This is a genomic window from Paenibacillus beijingensis (assembly GCF_000961095.1).
GTDB lineage: Bacteria > Bacillota > Bacilli > Paenibacillales > Paenibacillaceae > Paenibacillus_O > Paenibacillus_O beijingensis.
In genome coordinates, this window is the sequence record NZ_CP011058.1 from 4173727 (window position 1) to 4199951 (window position 26225).

21 protein-coding genes and 1 other annotated feature are annotated in these 26225 nt (G+C 51.1%); of the genes, 16 read left to right on the plus strand and 5 right to left on the minus strand.

Translation table 11 applies throughout. The annotated features are described in order from the left end of the window. Window positions 1-195: 195 nt before the first annotated feature. The 12 genes from VN24_RS18885 (at window position 196) to leuS (ending at window position 11701) form a co-directional block, all read left to right on the plus strand. The gene (locus VN24_RS18885) at window positions 196-720 is read left to right on the plus strand and encodes a YqeG family HAD IIIA-type phosphatase (RefSeq protein ID WP_045671676.1); all 525 of its coding nucleotides are present in this window, start codon (window positions 196-198) and stop codon (window positions 718-720) included. Continuing rightward, window positions 717-1853 carry a ribosome biogenesis GTPase YqeH gene (gene yqeH, locus VN24_RS18890; protein WP_045671677.1) on the plus strand — a complete coding sequence of 379 codons (1137 nt, stop codon included), beginning with the start codon at window positions 717-719 and terminating at the stop codon, window positions 1851-1853. Before VN24_RS18885 ends, yqeH begins: the two co-directional genes overlap by 4 nt. Before the next feature lie 28 nt (window positions 1854-1881). Continuing rightward, complete coding sequence (locus VN24_RS18895; protein ID WP_045673464.1) at window positions 1882-2796, plus strand: shikimate dehydrogenase; 915 nt, start codon at window positions 1882-1884, stop codon at window positions 2794-2796. Window positions 2797-2828: 32 nt separating this feature from the next. Beyond that, window positions 2829-3119: a ribosome assembly RNA-binding protein YhbY gene (yhbY, locus tag VN24_RS18900; RefSeq protein WP_045671678.1), complete on the plus strand. Its 291-nt coding sequence runs from the start codon at window positions 2829-2831 to the stop codon at window positions 3117-3119. A gap of 58 nt (window positions 3120-3177) precedes the next feature. After that, on the plus strand, window positions 3178-3768 hold the full coding sequence (gene nadD / locus VN24_RS18905; RefSeq protein WP_045671679.1) for a nicotinate-nucleotide adenylyltransferase: 591 nt from the start codon (window positions 3178-3180) through the stop codon (window positions 3766-3768). Beyond that, the gene (gene yqeK, locus VN24_RS18910; RefSeq protein ID WP_045671680.1) at window positions 3758-4327 is read left to right on the plus strand and encodes a bis(5'-nucleosyl)-tetraphosphatase (symmetrical) YqeK; all 570 of its coding nucleotides are present in this window, start codon (window positions 3758-3760) and stop codon (window positions 4325-4327) included. Before nadD ends, yqeK begins: the two co-directional genes overlap by 11 nt. Before the next feature lie 52 nt (window positions 4328-4379). Then, entirely contained in the window at window positions 4380-4727 is a 348-nt protein-coding gene (gene rsfS / locus VN24_RS18915) for a ribosome silencing factor (protein ID WP_045671681.1), read from the plus strand. Next, complete coding sequence (locus VN24_RS18920) at window positions 4724-5632, plus strand: CvfB family protein (RefSeq protein ID WP_045671682.1); 909 nt, start codon at window positions 4724-4726, stop codon at window positions 5630-5632. Before rsfS ends, VN24_RS18920 begins: the two co-directional genes overlap by 4 nt. Window positions 5633-5635: 3 nt before the next feature. After that, window positions 5636-6409 (plus strand): class I SAM-dependent DNA methyltransferase, encoded by a 774-nt coding sequence (locus VN24_RS18925; protein ID WP_045671683.1) that lies wholly within the window; start codon window positions 5636-5638, stop codon window positions 6407-6409. A 271-nt stretch (window positions 6410-6680) separates the two neighbouring features. Then, the gene (tnpB, locus tag VN24_RS18930; protein WP_045671684.1) at window positions 6681-7787 is read left to right on the plus strand and encodes an IS200/IS605 family element RNA-guided endonuclease TnpB; all 1107 of its coding nucleotides are present in this window, start codon (window positions 6681-6683) and stop codon (window positions 7785-7787) included. A 498-nt stretch (window positions 7788-8285) separates the two neighbouring features. Then, window positions 8286-8873, plus strand: a complete 588-nt coding sequence (locus VN24_RS18935) for an adenylyltransferase/cytidyltransferase family protein (RefSeq protein WP_045671685.1) — start codon at window positions 8286-8288, stop codon at window positions 8871-8873. 46 nt (window positions 8874-8919) lie between these two features. Beyond that, window positions 8920-9173: a binding site (T-box leader), on the plus strand. Between the two features lie 95 nt (window positions 9174-9268). Then, window positions 9269-11701 (plus strand): leucine--tRNA ligase, encoded by a 2433-nt coding sequence (leuS, locus tag VN24_RS18940; protein WP_045671686.1) that lies wholly within the window; start codon window positions 9269-9271, stop codon window positions 11699-11701. Window positions 11702-11765: 64 nt separating this feature from the next. Here leuS and comER read toward each other — a convergent pair whose 3' ends face one another. Continuing rightward, a complete protein-coding gene (comER, locus tag VN24_RS18945; protein WP_045671687.1) occupies window positions 11766-12617 on the minus strand; it encodes a late competence protein ComER in 852 nt (283 codons plus the stop codon). 141 nt (window positions 12618-12758) lie between these two features. On the opposite strand from comER, the gene VN24_RS26510 reads away from it, so the two are divergent. From VN24_RS26510 to VN24_RS18965, 4 genes are all read left to right on the plus strand, one after another. Beyond that, window positions 12759-13307 (plus strand): ComEA family DNA-binding protein, encoded by a 549-nt coding sequence (locus VN24_RS26510; protein WP_052703047.1) that lies wholly within the window; start codon window positions 12759-12761, stop codon window positions 13305-13307. Window positions 13308-13368: 61 nt separating this feature from the next. Beyond that, window positions 13369-14661: a homocysteine synthase gene (locus tag VN24_RS18955; RefSeq protein ID WP_045671688.1), complete on the plus strand. Its 1293-nt coding sequence runs from the start codon at window positions 13369-13371 to the stop codon at window positions 14659-14661. 203 nt (window positions 14662-14864) lie between these two features. Next, window positions 14865-15395: a deoxycytidylate deaminase gene (locus VN24_RS18960; protein ID WP_045673466.1), complete on the plus strand. Its 531-nt coding sequence runs from the start codon at window positions 14865-14867 to the stop codon at window positions 15393-15395. Window positions 15396-15710: 315 nt separating this feature from the next. Continuing rightward, a complete protein-coding gene (locus VN24_RS18965) occupies window positions 15711-18407 on the plus strand; it encodes a ComEC/Rec2 family competence protein (RefSeq protein WP_052703048.1) in 2697 nt (898 codons plus the stop codon). Between the two features lie 665 nt (window positions 18408-19072). On the opposite strand, the gene VN24_RS27055 is transcribed toward VN24_RS18965, so the two are convergent. The 4 genes from VN24_RS27055 to VN24_RS27060 all read right to left on the minus strand — a co-directional run bounded on the left by VN24_RS27055 (window position 19073) and on the right by VN24_RS27060 (window position 26072). Then, window positions 19073-20614: a TniQ family protein gene (locus VN24_RS27055; protein ID WP_082083910.1), complete on the minus strand. Its 1542-nt coding sequence runs from the start codon at window positions 20612-20614 to the stop codon at window positions 19073-19075. 156 nt (window positions 20615-20770) lie between these two features. Next, window positions 20771-21916, minus strand: coding sequence for a TniB family NTP-binding protein (locus VN24_RS18975; RefSeq protein WP_045671690.1), 1146 nt, complete (start codon window positions 21914-21916; stop codon window positions 20771-20773). A 6-nt stretch (window positions 21917-21922) separates the two neighbouring features. Then, window positions 21923-24607, minus strand: a complete 2685-nt coding sequence (locus tag VN24_RS18980) for a DDE-type integrase/transposase/recombinase (protein ID WP_045671691.1) — start codon at window positions 24605-24607, stop codon at window positions 21923-21925. A gap of 130 nt (window positions 24608-24737) precedes the next feature. Continuing rightward, window positions 24738-26072 carry a TniQ family protein gene (locus tag VN24_RS27060; RefSeq protein ID WP_082083913.1) on the minus strand — a complete coding sequence of 445 codons (1335 nt, stop codon included), beginning with the start codon at window positions 26070-26072 and terminating at the stop codon, window positions 24738-24740. Between the last annotated feature and the right edge of the window lie 153 nt (window positions 26073-26225).

Here is a 26225-nt window from a genome sequence, read left to right on the forward strand (position 1 = left end):
ATTGTTCACCACGCTTCTGCAAGCGGGTTTTAATGCCGCCGGATGCGGGGATTTTCTTCGCAAATCGCCAGATACGACAAGTTCCAGACAGACTGTCCGGCAGTGAACTGCCGGACAGTCTTCTTTTTGCAACAAATTCCGGTTGTATGGTATAGTTTCGTAGTATAGCAGGTAAAAGCAGGGGAGATTAAAACGATGTTTGAACGGCTCGTGCCGCATATGCGTGTAAAATCAATCTACGATATTGATTTGAATATGCTCGCTCAAAAAGGAGTTAAAGGGATCATAACTGATCTGGACAATACGCTGGTCGGTGCCCGCGTCGCGCTTGCTACGCCGGAGCTGGTCCAGTGGCTGGATACGGTGCGCAGTCTCGGCTTCAAGGTTGTGATCGTATCCAACAACCACGAAACGAGGGTATCCCGTTTCGCGCTCCCGCTCGCCATTCCGTTCATCCATGCCGCGCGCAAGCCGGGCGGCCGCTCGTTCCGCAAAGCGCTTAGGGTACTCGGGCTTCAGGCGGAGGAGACGGTTGTCATCGGAGACCAGATGCTGACGGACGTGCTGGGCGGCAAGCGTATGGGACTGTACACCATTCTGGTCAGTCCGATTACGCCGGCCGATGAAGGCATCATGACCCGTTTCAACCGGCTGATCGAGAGGATTGCCCTCTCGCGCCTGCGCAGGAAGGGATTGTGGCAGGAGGAGGAAAAGAAGTGAAAACAGAAAACAAGCAACGGGACCAAAGTAAAGGGCCTTCGTGCGCGGGGTGCGGCGCGGCGCTGCAAACGGCGGAGAAGGACAAGCCGGGTTTTGTGCCGGAGGCGGCCCTTAAGCGGGAGCCGGTTATTTGCCAGCGCTGCTTCCGGATTAAAAATTATAACGAGGCATCGACGGTCGCGCTTGATCATGACGAGTTTTTGCGGCTGCTCGGCAGCATTGGCGGTACGGACAGCCTGGTCGTTCATATCGTCGATCTGTTCGATTTTGAAGGCAGCCTTATTTCCGGCTTGCAGCGGTTCGTGGGCGGCAATCCGGTGCTGCTGGTCGTGAACAAAATCGATCTGCTTCCCAAAGGAACGAATTACAATCGGATCCGCAACTGGGTGCAGCGGCAGGCAAAATCGCAGGGGCTGCGCGTCGTCGACGTCGTGCTCTGCAGCGCGAAGCGCAATATGGGCTTCGAGCATGTCATCGACGCCCTGGAACAGTTCCGCGGACGCCGCGACGTCTACGTCGTCGGTGCGACGAACGTCGGCAAATCGACGCTCATTAACCGTCTAATCCGCGATTACAGCGATTTGGACCGCGAGCTCACCGTATCCCGTTATCCGGGCACGACGCTGGATGCGGTGCGCATTCCGCTCGACGACGGCAATTTCATTATCGATACGCCGGGCATCGTCTACCCATCGCGCCTGACCGAAATGGTGCCGCGCGAGGTGCTGCAGGCGCTGCTGCCGGACAAGCCGATCAAGCCGTTTGTGTATCAGCTTAATCCCGGCCAGACGCTGTTTATGGGAAGCCTGGTGCGGTTCGATTATGTGGATGGCGAGCGGCTCTCGTTCACGCTGTATGTATCCGGCGGACTGCCGGTGCACCGGACGAAGCTGGAGCGGGCGGACGAGCTTTACGCGGAGCATAAAGGCGTTCTGCTGAGCCCGCCGAATGCGGAGCAGCTGGCTGAAATTCCGGCATGGACGCGCCATTCGCTGCGCATTCCGAGAGGAATCAAAACCGACGTGTTTATCTCGGGACTCGGCTGGATTCAAGTGAACGGGGACAGCGGCGCGTTGGTCGAAGTGTATGCGCCCAAAGGGGTTAAAGTGCTGACGCGGGAAGCTTTAATATAGAAGAAAAGCAAACGCGGGGTGAATGGGAATGAATGCAAATGCAGGACAAACGGGCGGAGGAGCCGCCGTGCCCGGAAGCGGCGTGCCGGTGGACAGCCATACGACGCTGTTCGGGGTCATCGGCGATCCCGTGCGGCATTCCAAATCGCCGCTGATGATGAACCGTGCGTTCCGGGAAACCGGCGTAAACGGCGTCTATGCCGCGTTCCATGTTGGGGCGGAGCGTCTCGGCGACTTTTTCGCGGGCGTCAGGGCGATGGGAATACGCGGCGTCAATGTGACGATTCCGCACAAGCTGGATGTCATGCGGCATTTGGATAACATCGATGAGGGAGCGCGGGCAATCGGCGCGGTCAATACGGTCGTGAACGAGAATGGCGTGCTGACCGGATATAATACGGATGGAATCGGCTATGTCCGCTCCCTTAAGGAAGAAGCGGAGCCGGACCTCGCCGGCAAACATATTGTAATAGTAGGAGCGGGAGGCGCAGCCAGAGGCATCGTATATGCGCTTACGGGCGAGCGTCCCGAGACGGTCACGATATTGAACCGGACGCCGGAGCGGGCGGAAGAGCTCGCGGCCGCTTTCAGCACTCGCGCCGACATCAAGGCGTGCGCTGCGGGAGGGGAGTCGGCAAAGAAGGCCTGCAACCGGGCGGACATCGTCATCAACACGACGTCCATCGGCATGTATCCGAACGTCAGCGGAGTACCGGTGGACCCCGGCTGGCTTTCTGAGGGAGCCATTGCCAGCGATTTGATCTATAATCCGCTTCAGACCGCATTTCTTCAGGAAGCGGAGCGGCGGGGATGCCGAACGCATGGCGGACTCGGCATGTTTATTTACCAGGGCGCGTATGCGTTTGAATATTGGACCGGCGTTGCGGCGCCGGCAGCGTCCATGCGCAGCGCGGTGCTTGAGGCGCTGCAGCGCCAGGATTAGAGCAACTTAAATGAAATGAGGACAATCAATCTATGCTTACAGGCAAACAAAAGCGTTATTTGCGCTCGCTCGCCCATCATTTGAAGCCGGTGTTTCAGGTGGGCAAGGGCGGCACCAATGAAAATCTGGTGCGTCATATCGAAGAAGCGATCGAGACCCGCGAGCTGATGAAAATATCGGTTCTGAACAACTGTCTCGACGATCCGAAAGAAATCGGCTCCGAGCTTGCGAAATCGTCCGGATGCGAGCTCGTGCAGGTGATCGGAAAAACGATCGTGCTGTACAAGGAGTCCAAAGACAACAAAACGATAGAGCTTCCTTAAAGAAGCGAACGCTTGGGAGAGAAGTTCGTTTGTCCGCGGGGAAGGAGTTACGTTTAACATGAAAAAGATCGGCATTATGGGCGGCACATTCGACCCGATCCATCTGGGTCATCTGCTGGCTGCCGAGACGGCGCTCGAAGCATGCGGATTGGATGAGGTGTGGTTCATTCCGTCCGCACAGCCGCCTTTGAAACTTGGCGATCCGGGCGCTGACGGCGACAGCCGTCTGGAAATGGTGCGTATTGCCACCGCTTCGCACCCGCGCTTCAAGGCCGTTGATTTGGAGCTGCAAAGAGGCGGCATCAGCTATTCGTACGATACGGCAAAAGCGCTGCGGAAGCAGCATCCGGACTGCTCGTTTGCCTATATTATCGGCTCCGACCGCATCAACGATCTGTCGCAGTGGCACCGGAATGAGGAGCTTGCCGAGCTCGTCACCTTTATCGGCGTGGAGCGTCCGGACGAAGCGGCCGACACGGCTGCGCTTCCGGTCTATTTGCGGGACCGTCTCGTGCTGGCGGTTATGCCGCAGATCGGCATATCGTCCACCGACATCCGTCATCGGCGGCTGAGCGGATATTCCGTTCGTTATTTGGTAACGGACGGCGTTTATGAATATATTGCAGAGAAGGGATTATATGAATCGTGACAGTCTGATTCAATCGGTGCGTGAACAGATGCCGGAGCGGCGGTGGAGGCACGTTGAAGGGGTCATGGAGACGGCGGTTATACTCGCGGAGCGATTCGGAGGGGATCCCGTCAAAGCGGATCTGGCGTCCATATTGCACGATGTCGCCAAATATTGGCCGGTGGACCGGATGGAGCAAGTGATCCGGGAAGAGGCGCTTCCGTCCGACCTGCTCGTCTTCGACAAAGAGTTGTGGCACGCTCCCGTAGGCGCCGTCGTTGCCGAGCGGCAGTACGGCATCAGCGATCCGGATGTGCTGGATGCGGTCCGTTATCATACCTCCGGACGGGTCGGAATGACGCTTCTGGACAAAATCGTCTGTCTTGCCGATTATATGGAACCGGGACGCGATTTTCCAGGCGTGCATAAAATTCGGGAATTGGCCGAGCATAGTCTAGAAGAGGCTTTGATCGCCGGTTTTGACTCCACCATTTCCTTCCTGCTGCAAAAAGGAAAGCGGATCTACCCGCTCACCGTTGCGGCCCGGAATGATCTAATTTTACTTTCGCAAAACCTTTAGACTATGCTTACGATGCTGGTTTTGCTAAAGCAAAACCTATAGGAGGGTTCATATGACCATAAACTCGGATCAGCTGGTACAGCTGACAGTTGCCGCGGCGGAAGACAAGAAGGCAGGCAACATCGTGGCGCTTAACCTGAAAGAAATTTCGCTTGTGGCCGATTATTTTGTCATTTGCCACGGGAATTCGGATACGCAAGTACAGGCGATCGCCACTGAAATCCGTAAACGCGCGGAGGAAAAAGGAGCCCGTCTGCGCGGCCTGGAAGGCATGGATACGGCGCGTTGGGTGCTGATCGATCTGGGCGATGTAGTCGTGCATGTGTTTCACCGCGACGAGCGCGATTATTACAATATCGAGCGGCTTTGGTCCGATGCGAAGGTTGTGGAATTCGCATGAGCCTCGTCGCGGGAACGGTGCAAACATTGAGGGTGGCGCGCGAAGTGCCGCCCTACGGGTACTTTTTGACCGACGGCAGCACGGACGTGCTGATGCACTACAACGAAATTATCGGCAGTCGTCCGCAGCCGGGGGATGAGCTTGAAGTATTCATTTTTCACGATACCGAGGACCGTCTTGCCTCCACGATGAAGCGCCCGCTGCTGCAGCTTGGCGAACTGGGCCGGCTGCGCGTGGCCGACGTAAATCCGCGGCTGGGCTGCTTTCTGGAGATGGGTCTTGGCCGCCAGCTGCTCCTTCCGATCTCGGAGCTGCCGGAGCGGATCGAATACCGCCCGCTGCCGGGGGATGAGGTGTACGTGCGGATGGACCATGACAAGGCCGGCCGTCTGCTTGCCCGCACCGCGCGCGAAGAGGAGCTGGCGAAGCTTGTGTTTACGGCTCCGTCGGCTTGGCGGAATGAGTGGGTCGAGGGCTGGGTGACGAAGACGCTGCAGATGGGCTCGTTCGTGCTCATTGACGGCGGCGTTGTTGGATTCGGCGCGTACGGTCTTATCCCGGATTCGGAGAGGCCGCATCCGCTTCGCCTCGGTCAGAGAGTTCGCGCCCGCGTTACATATGTTCGCGAGGACGGACGCGTCAACTTGTCGATGGCGGAACGCAAAGAAATCGGACGCGTCGAGGACGCCGACAGGATCCTCTCGTTTTTGCAGGAAAGACCGAACGGTTCGATGCCCTACTCCGACGAGACGCCCGCAGACATCGTCAAGCAAAAATTCGGCATCAGCAAATCCGCCTTCAAGCGCGCGCTCGGCAAGCTCATGCGCGAAGGCCGCATCCGCCAGGAAGGAAGCTGGACGCACTTGATTCCGTCCGGGAGCGCCGAAGAGGAGCGGAAGGAGTAGCGCATGAGATCATACCGCCAATTTGCCACGGTTTACGACCGGCTCATGGAGGACATGCCCTATCCGAAATGGCTCCGATTTATGCGCGAATGCTGGGACCGTTACGGCATCCCGTCTACCGTCGTCGATCTTGGCTGCGGCACGGGCAGCATTGCCATTCCGCTTGCGCACTCCGGCTTTCACGTTTACGGAATCGATTTGTCCGCCGATATGCTGACGATCGCCCGTCAAAAGTGGGAAGAGACGCCGCAGCAGGCGATCCGTTCGCACGGCGGCACGATCCGCTGGCTCCAGCAGGATATGCGGAACTGGCAGCTTCCAGGCGAGGTGGATGCCGCAGTGTCATTTTGCGATTGCTTGAATTATATAACGGAACAAGAAGATGTGGAGGCGGCTTTCCGCGCAACATACCGGGGATTGAAAGAGGGCGGCGTCTTTTTGTTCGACGTCCATCCGCTGAAGACGTTAAAAGATTACGCGCAGCAGCAGCCGTTCATTCTCGATGAGCGCGACATCGCCTACCTGTGGACGTCGGAAATGGACGAGGAACGGTCGGAAATCGAGCATAACCTCACCATTTTTGCCAAAGATCCGCAGGATAAGGAAGGACGCTTCGTCCGAATCGAAGAGACCCACGTGCAGCGGGCTTACGACTCCGATTGGCTGGAGAGCGCACTTCTGAAGGCGGGCTTCTCCAAGGTCGAGAGATTCGCCGATTTTCAGCTGAAGCTGCCGCTGCCTTCTTCCGAAAGGCTGTTTTTCGCGGCGGTCAAATAGGCGGATAATTGATTAGGAGCTGTCTTGAGCCGGATATTCCGGCATGAGGCGGCTTTTTTTCGTGCAAATCATGGGGTGATTTGACCGCTTGATGCGCGACAACCGTACATTTATCATTTGTAACGGAGAAGACCCCCAGCTTTAAGCGAAACGTAGGTGGCGGGATGAATCCGCTTCAGGTGTACCCGACATATGCTGCCCCGAACCCGCGACAAACACGAACATATGTGCTATAATGAAGGTGACTACCCGTGAAAGGTGTTGACTCTTCTTGCTCAAAGCGTTCCGGTTTCGGATCTATCCCGATCGAGAACAACAAACGCTCATCAATCAAACTCTCGGATGCTCCCGATTCGTCTACAACCGTTTTCTCGCCCTTCGTACCCAAGTGTATGAGAACAAGCGGAATACATTAACCTACAAAGCTTGTTCCCGAAAGCTTACGCTGCTTAAGCGCGAATCGGGATTCGAGTGGCTGCGGGAAGTGGATGCCACCGCCCTTCAAAGCGCGCTAAAGTCACTCGAAGATGCGTTTAAGCGCTTTTTCACAAAACAGAACGATTACCCGCAGTTCAAGCGAAAGCATGTGTCCGGGCAGAGTTATACGACCAAGAACAACAACGAAGCCATTCGCGTGGAAGGAAACCGGATTCAGCTGCCTAAGCTCGGTCTCGTGCGGTTTGCAAAAAGCCGCGAGATCGAAGGGCGTATCTTATCCGCCACCGTTCGCCGGAATCCGAGCGGCAAATACTTTGTCTCGGTATTATGCAAGATGCCTTACTGCCCCTATGTTCGGGTGGACAAGACGAAAAGCGTGGGCATCGATCTGGGCCTTAAGCACTTCGCCATCCTTTCTACGGGAGAAACCATCGACAATCCGAAGTATTTACGTAAGTATGAGACGAAACTGGCCTGTTGGCAGCGGAGATTATCCCGCCGGCAAAAGGGCGGTCAAAACCGTGCCAAGGCCCGAATGAAAATCGCCCGGCTGCATGAGAAAGTCGCAAACTGCCGTGAGGATTTCCTGCACAAACTGTCGACCCGGCTGATTCGTGAAAACCAAACGATCTGCCTGGAAGACCTGCAAGTGGAAAACATGCTCAAGAATCATAAGCTTGCGCGGTCCATCGCGGACGCGTCATGGTCCAGGTTCGGCGAAATGCTCGCCTACAAAGCCGAGTGGCATGGGCGGAACGTCATCACGGTAAACAAGAGATTCCCGTCAAGCCAGTTATGCTCGGCATGCGGCCAGCGAAACCCGGATGTAAAAGATTTAAAGTTGCGCGAATGGACGTGTCCGATGTGCGGCGCCCGGCATGACCGTGACCGTAATGCGGCGATCAACATCGAACGGGAAGGACTTCGTTTGTTGGAATGAAGGAAGTTGAACTGCCGGGACGGCAGGGATCGCCTGGTCAATTTCTTTTCAATAGAAGGGATTACCCAGGAATCCCCCGCCTCTTAGCGAATGCGTAGGCGGTGGGAGGTTCAATTGAAAAAATCCGTCACAATCAGAAAAGATTGTTTATAATGGAATGATATATTAATTCGTCCCCGGACAGGTACGGGATGACACGCAATGTTCGACAGCTAAGCTCTATTAGTTTGAACAAAACCTTGGACTTGAAAAGTTTGCTGCGCGAGCAGATCATTCTTCCGATCGCTGTTGCAGCCAAATTCTTTTACTCTAATATTCCTATAGGGCAAGAATTTGACTGCAAAGGCAAACACTCAAAGCTTTCCGTAGAAAATCCGCTTCGGAAGCATAAGCTTTGGTTCTCCAGAACGATCTGCTCTCTACGCTAATCTAGTCCCTTTCTTTGGTTCAACTTATACAGAGATTTGCTGCCGCAACATTTGTAAAGGAGGAACGAACGTGACGGATAATGGTATGAGACCGGTTGTTAAGCCGTTCCGGTTCGGGTTTGTGCTGGGCCGCTTTCAGCACGTTCACGCGGGGCACGAATGGATGATCGACGCCGCCTTGGGTGTGTGCGACCATGTGCTGGTTCTGGTAGGCTCCGCGCAGCTTCACGGAACGGAACGCAACCCGTTCACCGCCGACTACCGGATCGAGCTGCTGCGGCGCTTGTACGGCGAATCGGTTCATATCGCGCCGCTGGCCGACTATACGCACGAAGGGGATCACAGCCATCATTGGGGCCGCTATTTACTGCAGTCGGTCCGTGATTTTGCGCGGAAAAACGATCTTCCCGAGCCCGATCTGATGATTTACGGCCGCGACGAGGAGCGGGAGCAGTGGTTTGCGGAAGAGGACGCAGCGGGTCTGGGAAGGCTTATTATTCCGCGCACGGCGCTGCCGATCAGCGCGACGCGGCTGAGGGAAGCGATTGTCGCCGGAGACCGGGCGTATTGGGAGCGCTATGTAAACCGGGAGCTGCATGGCGAATTTCCGCGTATGCGCGAGCTGCTCAAGGAATTGTTGAAAGACGTTCAACCTTGACACCTTCAACATGCTTCTTTATAATCGGAAATAACCATTTTTTTATATTTCGGTGTTGAAGAGGAGCAGTAGTTGCGTAAGCGAGGACAAGAGAGCCGGCGGCTGGTGGAAGCCGGACCCGCGAACGACATGACGAATCTCGCCTCGGAGCCGTGCGCGCTAATCCGCTGTATTCGCCCCTCGCGAAGCGGACAAACGCACCGTCTGGCCCGCGTTATGGGCTTAAAGTGAGCGGATGGCAAAGCATGCCGGCCGCTAACTAGGGTGGTACCACGGGAACTGCAGTCTCTCGTCCCTAGCGAATGTCGCTGGGGGCAGAGGCTTTTTTTGTGGTTTTTTTAGATTATGCTTACGAAGTGGTTTTGCCTTCGGCAAAACCTTGAGGAGGAACCGTCATGAGTCAAGAACAGCAAAACTACAACCCGCTTGTCATCGAGCCGAAATGGCAGCAGTACTGGGACCGCAACGAAACGTTCAAAACGACCGAGGACAGCGGCAAGCCTAAATTTTATGCGCTCGATATGTTCCCTTATCCTTCCGGCGCAGGGCTGCACGTCGGGCACCCGGAAGGGTATACGGCGACGGATATCGTCTCCCGCTACAAAAGAATGCGCGGCTTCAACGTGCTTCATCCGATGGGATGGGACGCGTTCGGACTGCCGGCGGAGCAGCATGCGCTCGACACGGGCGAGCATCCGCGCGATATTACGGTAAAGAACATCAACAACTTCCGCCGTCAAATCAAATCGCTCGGCTTCTCCTACGATTGGGACCGCGAAATCAGCACGACCGATCCGGATTACTACAAATGGACGCAGTGGATTTTTATCCAGCTGTACAACAAAGGTCTCGCTTACGTCGCCGAAGTGCCCGTGAACTGGTGTCCGGCGCTCGGAACGGTGCTGGCGAACGAAGAGGTCATCGACGGCAAGAGCGAGCGCGGCGGTCATCCCGTCATCCGCAAGCCGATGCGCCAATGGGTGCTGAAAATTACCGAATATGCCGAGCGGCTGCTGGAGGATTTGGAAGAGCTGGACTGGTCGGAAAGCATCAAAGATATGCAGCGCAACTGGATCGGCAAGTCGACGGGAGCGGAGGTTACGTTCGCGCTGGAAGGACACGACGCGGCGCTGACCGTGTTCACGACCCGTCCCGATACGCTGTTCGGCGCGACATACTGCGTGCTTGCTCCCGAGCATGAGCTGGTGGACGTCATTACGACCGACGGACAGCGCGCAGCGGTCGGCGATTACCGCGAAGCTGCAGCCCGCAAGAGCGACCTCGAGCGGACCGATTTGGCCAAGGACAAAACGGGCGTATTCACGGGTGCTTATGCGATCAATCCGGTCAGCGGCGCGAAAGTGCCGGTATGGATTGCCGACTATGTACTGGCAGGCTACGGCACCGGCGCCATTATGGCCGTTCCGGGACACGATCAGCGCGACTGGGAGTTTGCGAAGCAGTTCGATCTGCCGATCGTCGAGGTCGTTGAAGGCGGCGACGTTGCGAAGGAAGCTTATGCCGGCGACGGTCCGCACGTCAATTCCGAATTCCTGAACGGGCTTGGCAATGCCGAAGCGATTGCGGCGATGATTAAGAAGCTGGAAGAGAGCGGCAAAGGACAAGGCAAAGTGACGTACCGTCTGCGCGACTGGCTGTTCAGCCGTCAGCGCTACTGGGGCGAGCCGATCCCGATTCTGCACTTGGAGGACGGCACGATGAAGCCGGTGCCGGAAGACCAGCTGCCGCTGCTGCTGCCGGACGTCGATGCGATCAAGCCGTCGGGAACGGGGGAATCGCCGCTGGCCAATGTGAAAGAGTGGGTCGAGACGGTCGATCCCGAGACGGGCATGAAGGCGCGCCGCGAGACGAACACGATGCCGCAATGGGCCGGCAGCTGCTGGTATTACCTGCGTTTCATCGATCCGCATAATGACAAGGAGCTGATCTCTCCGGAGAAGCAGAAGCAGTGGCTTCCGGTCGACCTGTACATCGGCGGCGCGGAGCACGCGGTGCTTCATCTGCTGTATGCGCGGTTTTGGCATAAAGTGCTGTACGACCTCGGCATCGTATCGACAAAAGAGCCTTTCCACAAGCTGGTCAACCAAGGCATGATTTTGGGCACCAACAACGAGAAAATGAGCAAATCGCGCGGCAACGTCATCAATCCCGACGATATCGTGGGCGAATTCGGGGCCGATACGCTGCGGATGTACGAAATGTTTATGGGGCCGCTGGAAGCGACGAAGCCTTGGAGCGCTAACGGCGTCGAAGGCACATTCCGTTTCCTGAGCCGGGTGTGGAGGCTGTTCGTCGGCGACGACGGAGGGCTGAATCCGAAAATTTCGGAAGGTGCCGGCAGCGACGCGATGATGCGCGTATGGCACCGGTCGATCAAAAAGGTGACCGACGATTTCGAGAACCTGCGCTTTAATACGGCGATCAGCCAGTTGATGATTTTTGTCAATGAAGCTTACAAAGCCGAAACGCTGCCGCGCAAAGCGATGGCGGACTTCCTGCAGCTGCTGTCGCCGCTTGCGCCGCACATTGCAGAAGAGCTGTGGGAGAGACTCGGAAACAAAGAGTCGATTACGTATGAGCCGTGGCCGTCTTACGAGGAAGCTTGGACAGTGGACAGCGAAGTGGAAATTGTCGTTCAGGTGAACGGTAAAATCGCGGAGCGCGTATCCATTGCAGCCGATACCGATACGGCGGACATGGAACGGATCGCCAAGGAGCTGGATAGGGTCAAGGAATTGACCGCAGGCAAAACGATCCGTAAAGTAATCGCCGTCAAAGGCAAGCTTGTCAATATTGTAGCCAACTGAATCAATCGTTCTCCAAGCCATGGAAAGCATCCGTGAAGAGGTGAATGGTCCTGCTCCGCGCGCATTAAGGCGCGCCGGTCGGACCGTTCACCTCTTCGCCGTAGAAGGAGGCTTGCACCTTTTCCAGATCCTCCTTGAACTTTGCATGCGTCGTACGGATCAGCTTATTGAATATCTCATCCGTTTCGCTGTGCAGCAGCTTCAGAGCTTGCTCCGTAATGCCGCCCGGAACGGCGACGCGCTGCTGTACGAGCTTCGGCGTAAGACCGCCTTCGGTAAGAAGTCTGCCCGTTCCGAGCAGCATCGAGCTGGCTATGGACACCGCATCGTCGTATTCGATGCCCGTCTCTGCGACGGCCGCATCGATCAGCCGCTGAAGCAGAAAGGCGATGAAGGCAGGTCCGCAGCTGGAAAGATCGGACACGACCCGGGTAAAGCGTTCTTCTATGAAGATCGGTTCGCTGATGCCGCTTAGAAGCTGTTCCAACGCGTTGCGGTCTGCCGGTTGAATTCGGCTTCCATACATGCAAAGCGAAGCGCCGCTCATAATCCGGTTGGTGATGCTAGGAATCACTTTGGCGATTTTACAAGGCAGCCAGTCCTCCAGATGCGAAATCAGGACGGGACTTGTGATCGACACAATCAACTGTTCGGGGCGGGCATAAGGGCGAAGCTCGTCGACGACGCATTTGAAATCGGACGGTTTGATGCACAGAAACAGGCAGTCGCTGTGCAGCAGCGCTTCCTTGTTGGATGAGACGGCCCGCAAGCCGGGATAATAGGTTGCCAGACGTTCCACTTTTGAGAATGTCCGGTTAGCAGCGGCAATCTGTTCCGGCTTCAGCACCCCCGATTCGATAAACGCTTCGATTAATAGTCCTCCCATGCTGCCCGTTCCGATAAAACCGACCTTCATCAAGATCCCTCCCTGCGTAAACGTGCGTTTCATTCCGCGAATGCTCTTACTAGGGTATGCAGAGCGGCTCGGCTAACATGCCCGGTCATTTTTCAAAATTGTTTGCAGCTTTCATCAATACCGACAAGGGGTTGAATTTAAGTGAACAACGCTCAATGGTGGAGAGAAAAAAGATCGTGGGCGGTTGCGCTCACTGCCGCTGCCGGAGCTGTGCTGCTCATTATCGGGCTGCTGCGACCGGAAGCGGATGAACCCCAAGGGTGGAAGCGGCTTGATGCAGCGCTTGAGGAGGCGCTAATACCGGTGCAGCAAGAGATGGCGGGTGCAGGCAATGAGCAGGGCAGCAAAAAGATAAGTGAGCGGCTGCCTGACGAGCGAAAAGATGATCCGGGAAATGCGACCGATGCTGCGGGTGGAGGAAAAGCCGCATCTGCGGCCGCCGGTGGCGGCTCGGGGGACAGGCCGGCCGGGGGTCCGGTGTGGAGCGGCGACGGCAGGCTGAACATTAATTATGCGACGGCGGAGCAGCTGGACGAGCTGCCGGGCATCGGTCCTGCTAAAGCGAAAGCGATCGTAGCGGACCGGGAACGCAACGGACTTTTCCAATCCGTCGATGATATGCAGCGGGTAAAAGGCGTCGGCCCAAAAATGCTGGAAAAAATGAGAAGCGCTATTGTGGCGGAACCATAAATGTGCGAAAATGGTTTCAGCTTTATAGTATAGTTATCATATCTAATTAGGAGGAATTGAAATGGGCGAATATCGCACGTTATCCCCCGAAACGCTGGCTGTGCATGGAGGACAAGAACTAGACCCGGCAACGTTATCGCGGGCCGTTCCGATTTACCAGACCACATCATACGGATTCCGCGATACCGACCATGCCGCTGACCTGTTCGCACTCAAACAATTCGGCAACATATATACCCGCATTATGAATCCGACCAGCGATGTGTTCGAAAAACGGATCGCGGCGCTTGAAGGCGCTCCCGCAGCACTCGCCGTCGCTTCCGGACAGGCTGCCATTTCGTACTCCATTCTGAATATTGCCGGTGCCGGGGATGAGATCGTGTCTTCGACGAGCCTGTACGGCGGCACGTACAATTTATTTGCAACGACGCTGCCCAAGCTGGGCATAACGGTCAAGTTCGTCGATTCCTCCGATCCGGAAAATTTCCGGGCGGCGATTACGAGCCGGACAAAAGCGGTGTTCGCGGAAACGATCGGCAATCCCCGGGGCGATGTGCTCGACATTGAAGCGGTGGCGGGCATCGCCCATGAGAACGGAATCCCGCTCATTGTTGACAATACGTTCCCGAGCCCGTATCTGCTCCGCCCGATCGAGCACGGCGCGGATATTGTCGTTCATTCCGCAACGAAGTTTATCGGCGGCCACGGAACATCCATCGGCGGGGTTATCGTTGACGGAGGACGCTTCGACTGGAAAGCAAGCGGCAAATTCCCGTCATTGACCGAGCCGGATCCGAGCTACCACGGCGTCGTATATACGGAAGCGGTCGGTCCGATCGCCTACATTATAAAAGCAAGGGTTCAACTGCTGCGGGATCTCGGGGCGGCGCTGTCGCCATTCAACTCGTTCCTGCTGCTGCAAGGACTGGAAACGCTTCATCTTCGCCTGGAGCGGCACAGTGCCAACGCCCTTGCCGTTGCCAAATATTTGGAAGGGCATGAAGCGGTAGAGTGGGTCAGTTATGCCGGTTTGGAATCGCATCCGTCCTATAAGCTGGCACAAAAGTATTTACCCAGAGGACAGGGGGCCATTTTAACGTTTGGCATTCATGGCGGGGTGGAAGCGGGCAAAAAACTGATCAATGCGGTAGAGCTTTTTTCCCATTTGGCAAACGTCGGCGATTCCAAATCGCTCATCATTCATCTGGCGAGCACGACGCACCAGCAGCTGACCGAGGAGGAGCAAAGCGCGACCGGCGTGACGCCCGGACTCATTCGCCTGTCCGTCGGCACCGAAGGGATCGGCGATATTATCGCCGATTTGGAACAGGCGCTGCGTAAGAGCCAGGAATAAGAAGCAAACTCGAATTGAACCGCACAAGCTCGGAATAAAGCGCACAATCTCGAAATACCGAGCAAACCGCTTAAACGGGTTAAACCTGGACTTGATCCATTGCATGCTGGGCTTAATGGGAAATTTCCGGTATAATGGGAAACGACGAGAATCGACCCGGTTACATCGGTCGCCCGGAAATCGGCCCGAAAGGAATGGAACGTATGGCTGCTTCTGATCATGACGCATCCCGCAAAGATTGGGATACTTATTTTATGGATATCGCATATATGGTATCGACCCGTTCACGCTGCCCGAGAAGGCACGTCGGCTCGGTACTGGTGCAGGGCAAAAAGCTGCTGGGCACCGCTTATAACGGCGCGCCGATGGGCGTTCAGGATTGCTCCGAGGCCGGCTGCATGATCGTGGAGGAGTGGGAGCAGAAGCTTGTGGACGGCAAATCGGATTTGGTGAAAAAGCAGCGATGCATTCGCACCATTCACGCCGAACAGAACCTGCTGCTTTTTACCGACCGGACCGACCGCGAAGGCTCGACCGTATACGTAACGGACCAGCCGTGCTGGACATGCGCCAATATGCTCGCCAACAGCGGGATCCGGGAAATCGTATTCGACCGCCCCTATCCGAAGGATAGCGACAAGGTGATGAAGCTGATGGAGCAAAAAGGAATCGTATTTCGGCCGCTTCAAGGGTACGAGCCCCCCGCTCAGGCGGGAATGAACGTGATTTCATAGCGTCACCGGATCGGTCTGAACTTGTGCTGCCGCTTGTGCCCCGGTTTGGATGGTCCTATAGAACGCTGCCGAGGAAGAACCTCTTTATTAGCATCTTGCGATGCGGATAAAGGGGTTCTTTTTGCTGTAAACGATTGTTCCCAGGGGCACGAGGTTTTTTTGACCACAGATCGAATTTATAAATTTCGCAGTTGCGAAAATCAAAATCTTGGCGATAAAACCTACCTGTAAACACGGTCGCTCATCCCTGAGAGGCCTCGATAGAGGTTTTCTCATGCTGTTCGGATTTATCCGCCGCATGAAAGGAGGTTGTTGATGTTGCGCCATTTGCCGTATCACTTGAACAGCCGTCCGCTGCTGTGGTTCGCCGTCTGCTTTGTGTTCGGCAGCGCTGCGGCTGCAGGCTGGAGCGGCTCCGGCATCTTTCTATGCGGCGGAGGTTTGGCGCTGCTGCTGGCGGCGCTGGCTGCGGCCAGGCGCATGAGCGTTCCGCTCGCAGCGGCATGCCTGGCGGCGTATGCGGCGGCTGCGGGCGGGCGAATATGGAGCGATGCGCGCGGGGCGACCGCTCTGCAGGACATCCTTGCCGCTGCAGAAGTGCAGTTTCCGCCGCCGGAAACGAAGGCGGAAGCGGCGGGGACGATTGTGTCGCCGGTGGTGATCGACGGCGACCTCGTTTCGTTCAAGATGGCGGCGGACTCCGTCGCCGTCATCGGAGAAGCGGCGCCGCGCGCGGTGCGCGAGCGCCTGCTCGTCAAGGTCCGGCTGCAGCGCCAGCCGGAGCAGCAAACCGCCGCCGGCTGGCAGCGCGGCGACCGGGTTCGAGCGGCCGGCTTGCTTGCGCTGCCGGCCGAAGCGTCTAATCGCGGCGGATTCGACTACCGCCGCTATCTTCGCAGCCAGGGTATCCACTGGCTGCTTGAAGCGGACGGCGCCGCCGCCATCGAGGCGGCGCCGGGCAGCCCCTTCAGCGCCGCCGGCTTGTTGGCGCGCATCGACAGCGCCCGCGCCGTTATGGGCGCGGGCATGGACCGGCTGTACCCGGATATTCAGTCCGGGTATATGAAAGGACTTGTCCTGGGCATTACGGACGACCTGGACCCGGCATTGTACCGTCAATTTTCACAGCTCGGATTGACGCATATATTGGCGATCTCCGGCCTTCATGTGGCCGTCGTGCTGTATGCGCTCGGCGCGGTTCTCCGGCTGCTGCGGCAGCCGCGCGAACGCATACTCGGCGTGCTGATCGCGGCGGTTCCGCTCTACGTGCTGCTCTCCGGAGCGTCGCCATCCGTAATCCGCGCCGGCATCATGGCGGTGCTGGGGCTGACGGCTGCCCGCATGAACAAGCTGAAGGACGGACTGCACCTGCTGGCCGCATCCGCCGTGCTGATGCTCGTCTGGAACCCGCTCATCATCGAGAACGTCAGTTTCCAGCTCTCCTATCTCGTTACGGCCGGACTGATCGTCGGCGTTCCGATGGTGAACCGTTTGCTGCCGAATGGAAAGCGCGGCAAGCGGCTGCGCGATGCGGCGGTCGTGACGGTTACGGCGCAGGCGGCTTCCTTTCCGCTGACGATTTATTATTTCAACCAGTTCCATTTGCTTTCGCTGCCGGCCAATCTTCTGCTGGTGTCGTTTATAAGCGCCGTTATTATGCCTGTCGGTGCGGTTTCTTTGCTGCTGCTGCTGCTGTGGCCGTCCGCCGCCGGTCTGCTCGCGGATGCAGCCGCTTTCGGCAACAAATGGACTTTTGAGCTGATCGGATGGATGAACGGCGCCGATACGCTGCGCACGATCTGGGCGACGCCGCCGCTCTGGTGGATCGCGGCATGGTACGGGACGCTTGCGCTGCTGCTCAACCGGCTGGCGGGTCATGTGCGAGCTGCGGCCATGGTATCGAATCGGCAAGTAACCGCGCCGCGATCAACAGGGGCCGCGGTATTCCCGCCATTTGCGCCGAGTCGTGATGACACTGTGCCGCTTGGTGCGGGTATATCTTCAGCGCACCCGACCGGCGACATCGGATGGATGCGGGCGGGGGGAACGGCGGTGGCGGCAGGTGGGGCAGGCATGGCGGGAATGCTCGCTTTGGCACGGGCCGGGACAGGCGGCAGGCGCGGCTTTTCGGTGATGTGCACCGCGCTGACGGCTGCAGCTGCAGCACTGCTGCTCGTCTATGCGTGGAATCCCGGCTGGAACGACACAACTGCCCGCGTCAGCATACTCGACGTCGGTCAGGGCGATTCCATTCTGGTGTGCACGCCGTCCGGAAAGCATATGCTAGTCGATGGCGGCGGCACGCCCGCATTCCGCCGCGAGGGGGAGGAATGGCGCGAGCGGCGGGATCCTTTCGAGATCGGACGCAAAACGGTTGTCCCGCTCTTGATGAAACGGGGCGTCAAAGAAATCGATCTGCTTGTCGTATCCCATCTGGACAGTGATCATATCGGCGGATTGCAGGCGCTGCTGGAATCGGTTCCGGTTCGTCGCATTCTTTGGAACGGCTCGGTCAAACGCTCCGACGACGCCGCCAAGCTGCTGCAAACGGCGCTGAACAGGAATATTCCGCTCTACGGCGCCGAGAAAGGGCAAGCTTGGCGCATCGACCGGGAAACGACGATCGACGTGCTGTGGCCCTGGAAGCATGCAGAACCGGCCGCGATAGCGGCCACAACTGTACCCGCAATGGCCAACAACACGGCAACCGCAAAGCCCGGCTCTGCCGCAGGAGCCTCAGCAGCCTCTCTTATTCCCGTAGAAGAAGAGCAGAACGAGGCGAGTGTCGTTTCGTTGATTACGATGTACGGCCGCACCTTTCTCTTGACGGGAGATATCGGAACGGAGACGGAGCAGGCGATTTTGGAGGACCGTCGTGCCGCTGATGCTGCCGCTGCAGCATCGTCGGGGGCAAACTCTTTATCCGCAACCGGCAGCGCGACGCCGACGGAATCTTCGACGGCTCTTTCTTCTGCGGCAACGATGACTGTTACTAATACTATTGAGACTTAACTCATTTATACTCCGAAAATTAACCCATAATATTGCCTACAAATATTTAAAGCTTGTCATTACGGGACTTCTGAGGTTGGCGTTTAAAAATTTTGTCATTTGAATTACGAAATCAGTTCCATCTTGATCTTCATGATTAATTTCACCAGCTAATATTATGAACTTTTGGCAAATTTATTATTTCCATTGAGACTTCTGGCAAGTTTATTGTACATTGAAGTTAATTCAAAAGAAAAAGTAAGTTGCCGACCGATAGGGATTTTTTCATGGGAAAACAGGTCGTAAGAACAACCGTTACACTGAGTAATTAAAGAACGAAGTGTAAAGTTAGTGACCGAGGGGAAGGTTTCGGAAACGGCAACCATTTGAACAAGTAGCCTTACCAGGTTTGTCAGTGGAAGAAGGAAAGGGGGAGATTCGCCCGATTGCGGCAATCTAGTTTTTTGGATTCATTTACGAAGCGCGCGACCAAATGTCCGTCTAGGTGACGCGCATACGCTAGCGTTCCAGCGGGCACTACAACGCGCCGATCGTAGTTCAGCAGTGGGGTTAAGGCGGCCGAGTTGGAAACAATGGATGCCCATCCCCACGGTCATGCCGGCGATAGCCGACTCGGCAAACGGGGGATCGATTACGTGGTAGTCGCCTAATTCCTTCTGCAGAGTTTATATATATCTTAACTCTTTCAGGCGATAATGCCAAAGGGCAACCAATTCGCTATGATGTGTAAAATTGACATTTAATTTTTCTATAAGTTTTCTTTTAGAAGGATATTGGCCATCCTTATGTAATTCATCTACTGCATTAAGTAACCTTATCTCAAGTTCTTTTTTATTTCTAATTGATTTATCTTTTAAATTATTTTTAAACCGACTTACTATTAATTTGACTTGTACTGGAAATCTTTGTTTAAGGATATGACGGGGACATTTTATTCTTTTAGCTATTGAGGTTAAGGATTCAGGGCTCTCATTCAGTAGAGCTTTATCAAGTTCCAAAGATATTAAAGCTGTGTTTAATTCATTTTTTCTTTGCCTTGACAATTTGTATTTTTCTAAAAGTTTTTGGTATAAATCAGGACAATGTTGTTTCAAGGTTCTTTGAGACAAATTGATACTTTTACTGAATGCTTCTATGTTTGTATATTGACAGTATATAATCTCTAAAAGCATTTTCTCTTTGAGCGTATCAACATCAGATCTACTTTTGATTTTTCCTGCGCTTTTTCGTAAGAGCATTCTTTCTATAACATCGGGAAAGTTTTGAAGTAATTTTTGGTAATGCCAACCTGTAAAAGTCGTTAGTTCTTTAATCGTGAGAGGTTCTTTTTTCAATAACAAGATATTAAGGAGCTCCGATACCCTTATATTCTCTGGTGCCCAATTAGGATCATGATCTAGAAAAATTTCGGATATATGAACATTAAGGGATATTAATACATTTAAAAACGAACTTAGAGAGATGCTATCTGGACGGTTTTTCCATCTACTAATGCTTGGTTTAGATTTCACTTTTTTAAGCATTTCAGTACTGCCGAATTTATTAATAATTTGTGCAATATTGAGAATATATTTATTCTGTTGGCTTAACTGAATTAAATTCATTAGCATATTACTTTTAATTAGCTCATTTTTTTCGGTGAAAATAAGAGTTGGAGAACCCCAAAGTGGATTATTACAGTGTGGACAATAACCATAATCTTGATTTTCTAAAAAATAGATCAGTTTGTTGCATTTTTTATTTGGACATGTAGAGGTTAGATTTACCCTATGAATAGGGCAGCATTTACAATCTGAAATGGTCCACAAAAATGGTTCGAAAATTGGTTTACCTGATTGGCTCCAATCAGACAAACACAAAGGGCACCATTGCCTTGTAATTCTAAAAAGAACGCGAGTGTTAAATAAACTATCCCAGTTTTCAAAATGAAGATTTACAAGTTTTTCGCAGGAATTTAAATATTTAATTTTACCCAAAATGTTTCGCAATTTAGACAAGGATAAAGCAGAACGCTTGTAATGTCCCATTTGAAGATTGAATTTATATAAAAAATATCTAAAGGTAAGGCAATGAGCTTTGGACAGTCTGAGCATATAGCTGAAGGGACTTTCAATATAGCCCGTGTCTTCGGATAGGATTTCTAGCGAATAAAGAGTAGTTCGCTCCGGGATGTTAATGATTTGATTATGTTCAGAATAGAAATCCATACTTCACACCTCTATTAAAATGGTGATAAATACCAAACATAATGAAAGTATTCCCGAAAAATACAGTATTATACGCATATAGAGCGTTCCTAAGTGTGCATATTTGGTTATTGTTCATAGTTCTGTACAAATTTAATATGCAGACTAGGGCGTAATTCATTGGCCAACTGGATCACGTTTTGCCTTTCTTTCACCAGGCTTCCGTTTAAGTTTTTTATTACATTCCTTAGCAGGCTTTTTATCGTTTTTGTTAAATTCAGTAAGATTTAGTCCGAGAGTTGTAATTAAATTTTCTCGCTCTTCTTCACTTTCTAATAACTGGACTTCTCCTTCTCGTGCCTCTTTAGCCATTGTAATACATTGTTTTACGGTTAGAGCAGTACGTTCTAAATGTGAAAGTGAGAGGAAGTGTCCGTTATTACCTTCCTCATTTAAACATTGATCAAAGGCTCTCTCAAGCCATAGTTTTAAAACACCTACGCATCCAATACTGCGTTCATACAAAAATTCCCAGTTAGATTGCAAGTCGACTTCATGAACAGGGAGGTGATCTTCTAATGTAGCAACTAGGATTTTGAACTGCCGCAAATCCTTCTTGTCTTCTGCCTTGTAACGGGCCAAATGAACGTCTGAACTACGGTTACTCAACTGTGCACTTTGATTTCGAAACCCTAAGAGCTCATACGAGCCAGCCAATATATGTGGTGTTTTGGTGATATTGGCCAATGATTTAATGACATCCATTTGATGATGAACTTTGCTGCCTCGATTTATCCTTGCGATGTGTTGGGCTTCATCCACGATACATGCTAATGGACGTCGATGAACAATCGCCGATTCATAAGCCCATCTAAGAGCAGAATAGGTCTCCTTTGATGAGGATTTCGCGATATCGTGTTTTATTTGATGGAAAGGGATGATTTTTTTATCGATGCTGACCTCCTGTAAGGCCATAAGACCTGCTCTGTAATAATCTCCCCAATTGAATTTTGGTGATTCTGGAGCTTTTGCCTCAAAGTAAGCAACAGGTATCCGTTCTTTATCAACTTCAAGCTCCTGCATCAGGCTGGTGATTATGTCATTTCGAAGCTTAGTTAATAGCGTCGATTTTCCAACACCACTTGGTCCGTATAATAGAACTAAAGGTGTTTTATTTTTGAGAATTTTCACTTTTGCATCAAGAAAGGCTTCCTCAAGTTTGGGATGTTGAATTATTTTTTGCTCAAAGTAAGCCTTTCTTTCTTCTACTGATTTGCTAAGCAATTCACTCGGAAATCCTCCATGAAATCGATCGTTTTTCATTTTCGTTTAAAACTCCCCGTAACGTTCTTGAATATCAAACTCTGCCTCAACATCAAAATCAATCGTGACTTTTTTGACATAATCTTGCATGTTGTTGTTTTTTGATTCCTTTCCTCCAGGAATGACTTTTACATTTTGGTGTACTTCTTGGTCCTTCATTTGTTGCAGCAACAACTCATCAGAATCACAATCCCTTAAAAAATCCGCAAGGATTTTGATATTTATTTTGAATTGCTGGGTATGATTCTGAAATTTCTTTTTTAATTCCTTGGTAGCGATTTGAATTTGTTTTTCCGTCTTCCCATTAAACACCGCATAGTAATCCGATATGCATTGTGTCCATCGCTTATTCACATAAGCATAAGCAATGCCTAGATTGTATGGTTCGTAGCGAATAGGAACTTGCATTCCTTCGACCTCAGGATTCCGAAATGCATCCGACCAGTAGTAAATATAATTATTTTTGAAACCTTTACCAGGCTCTACTTTTGCAGTACCTTTGTCTGATGTCGGCAAGGTTAAAATGCGAAATGTTTCGTTGTATGGAATCATCATCCATGGTCGGTCCCCACAGCGCTTCATGCTGAGTAAGTATGCTTCCTGTGGTGATTGACCGCCCAAAGCAGGGTGACTCATTTGATCGTAAACTTCATACACAAACTGTTTGAGACGTTCAGTGAATTTTCCATATGTCCAAATTGCCAGTTTTTTCGGATTATTTTTTTTTGTAATCTGACGTACATTTTTGGTGATCTGTGTGTTTCCAGTGAGATTGTCAATGAATCTTGTGTTTGTCATGCCAAATATTCGTTCACAAACAGACCCAAATCTAGCTTTACTTGCTGGGCGTTGTTTTTTTGCACTTTTAAATGCTGACAGTACGGTTTCAAAATAAACGCTTGAAAATTCTTTTCCACCGTCTACAACAACGGTTTCAGGCAGACGTGACCATCTTTTTACACACTCACGTAAAACCATCATGCAAGAGCGGTACGACGGGGGATCAAATGAGACGTATATTGCAAGGAATTTTCGAGTGCACCCATCAGTCAAAAAGGTTGCCCAAGGTCGACCGAGATTTTTTTTCGTGTGAGAGTCAATTAACTCGATCTCCAGTTCAGTATGGTCGATATGTCCAATCTCAAAGGGGCGATCACCATGCCGAACAGTCGAGAGGTGATATTCTAAATAATACGATTCAAATCGATAAGCTGCCTTTTCTCCCTGCCTTTTCTTTGTTTGTTCATGAGTTGGACGTAAGCGCACAGCCTTCACAAATGTTTTGTAGCTGCAACCCTTTATTCCTTTAGCGTTGCATTCAAGTAAAAAATCTCCGTAAACCTCTGCAATCTTTTTTTGTTTGAATGTTTCGTAATGGGCTTCAATCCATTTTGCCATTAAGTCTTGTGTTTCAAAGAGCAACCTTTTGGTACGATTTCCCTTTTCATGATCTTTTGGCAAAAGAGCAATAAATCCGTTACCGTATATTTGATCATAAAGTCGGTATTTAGATAACCAGTAACGAATCGTACGTGATGGTACTGTTGGTTTTTCTACAATCTGCCCTTCAAGATATGGTTGGATAATTTGGAACCGTTCGTTTGCTTTCCGGCATTCTTCTTTACTAGCCTTCAGAAAAGCTTCATGAACTTCGGGATGAGACAGGATAGATTGATTAATCCCTTTCAGTTTTCCTTGTTTTACATATGATTCAAATTGATCATATGTAAGATCAATTACATTTTTGGCGGAACGTATGGTGATCATGGTATTACCGGTATTAATGATCTCCCAATCTCTTCCGTCCCAAACAACACTTTTTCCAATTTCCAATTCCACACTTGAGATCTCATTCGCAACGCAATCATTATTACTCGATGTGAAATAAACATATGCAGCGGCTTTCTCAGCATCGGTAAATACATGGGTATATAGAGGCTCAGCTAATACGTATTTTTTCAAATCGACATAAAGACTACCTGCTGCAATCATACTGTAAACACTATCGGAGGTTATTGCTAATTCCTCTGCTCTTTCCAACAGATCTTGCAACAGTATTGCCGGCTCCTGTTCTACGATTGAAATGAGTTTGGCAATTGAATCATTATTTGCATGTGCATGATGTTCAAAGTAGGCTTCAAGAAACTTTAAATTTCTTAGGAGAACCCAATCGATTTGGTCTGAACAAAAAACGTAAAACTTCAAGTTGTAAGCTTTTGCATATTCTTCACCTGGAGGACAGCGCCAGTAACCATTTTCATCTTTACAATACCGTTCGGGATCAGCCAGGGATAGCTTCTGAAGTTCCTCTTCCGTTTTACATTCGACCCATCCGGCGCTGCTTTCTTCAATCGTAAAGAAGTCAGGTGTGTATTGAAAAACCTTACGTTTTTTCTTTCCTCCTCTGATTGTACCGATATAGTCCAGTTCCACGAAGCTTGGTTGGTCAAAAAATTCTATAACTTTAGGATCATGCTCAGCTAGGTAAATGAAGGACAACTCCAACTTATGGCTTTCAAATTGAATCGAAACCCCCATTTTACGACTTGGATATATCCCAGAAACATTTTTTTTTCCGCTTTTTACTCTTCGAACTGGTTGAGAGTTCCTAATACTCTCTATTTTTTTCTTTCCCTTATCTGTAATTTGATTTTTAATGTACCAAACTTCAAATTGTTCTGGATTCATCATAATTTTCCCTCCAAATTAGAAAATTCCTTACTGATCATAATATTGCCAGGAGTCAAAAAATTATTCATGACCAGTTGAAAGAGTTAGAATCGTTTTTCTCTTGGAAAAACTCTGACACATAAAAGTAAATTCAATCTTCACACCCATAGATTATTTTTTTTGTTTCTTTCCAAGCCTGGGAGGCGAATTTTTCCCTTAAAAGTCCCTTTTTTCCTATTTTCTTTTCAATGGTTTTTGCGGTCGGAGTTATGCCTTGAAAAAATAGGTCAAAAGTTGAGTCTCGAACTTTTGTCATAATTGTTGTTCTCCGATCAGAAGAACGTTCAGAAACATAATCCCTATAATTTTGTTTAAGTAAATGATAGAGATCGGGGAATCTTCTTTTTAATGTTTTGGTAGTTATTCTGAGGCACGTAGACACAGAGTTCAAAGACGGTGGGGGTGATATGGAGGTCATATATTCCAATTTCCGCTCTATATACTTCCATTCTATTTCTGCTCTTTTTTTTAACTGAACTGTAGGGGGAATACGACTTCTACAATATATGAATGGACGACCAAGTATAAAATCGACTAGTGAGACATTCCCGCTATAGCATATATTAAGCAAAGTATCTAAAACAGGGACATACTTTCCACAGCAATAGCCAAATAAAGTGCTTTGTGGAATAAAGAGTACTTTACTTAATGCTTCAACATTGCCGTCGGCGAGTTGACTACATAGCCTTTGAAAACTATGTTTAATGTTCTCTCTACTTCCATGACGAGGTGAAAAATTAATATCTGATATTAATTCCCCTATTGATTTTGATATCCAAAGTTGCTTTACAGAACATCTTTTAACAACCGTGTTACGTTTCATACCAAGCCATTGTCCACATAATGAGCAAAAGCCAACATATGAATTATTAGAGAGTAGGGGAGGGTGATTATTACAGTGTGGGCATATGTCATCTAAGAATACTTCATGAATAGGACAAACATTGATATGTGAAATTGACCATAGCAACGGCTCATAGATCGGCTGATTTTGTTCTGCCATCTCAGCTAAACAGGAAGAACACCATTGTTTATTACTTCTGCATAAAGGTTTTGACACTAGAAGATCACCCCAGCGTTGAAGCGTTAAAAGAGAAAGGTTAGATAATTTTGTAAGGGACCCCAGTGCATTAATACAATAACTACTCATAGCATCCTTACTATTTATCGCATTAGCTCGTTCTAAAAATCTTGAACAACCGCGCCTTGAATCTCCAAGGATATAGTCTAAGTTAATGGTTGGTGCAATACAATCTTTAAGTAAAGATGACAAGGAAATACTATGAGCTTCTGCTAGTCGTTGTATATAACTGGTCAAAGATTCACAGTAAGGAGTGCCGATCTTTAGAGGCTCGAGTTGATAAAGAATACTTCTTTCTGGATAACAAAGCAACTCATTAGTTTCAAAAGTAACATTCTTGAACATAACTATCACCGTTTCTTTCGACAAAACTGTTAGTAATATAGAATTTCATTTTAAAATAAACGTCTATCAGCCTCTCGAGAAATAAGTAAAATCGTCTTTTAACCCGAAACTGCTTAATCTGGAAGGTTCAAGGTTGAATTGGATTTTTATGAT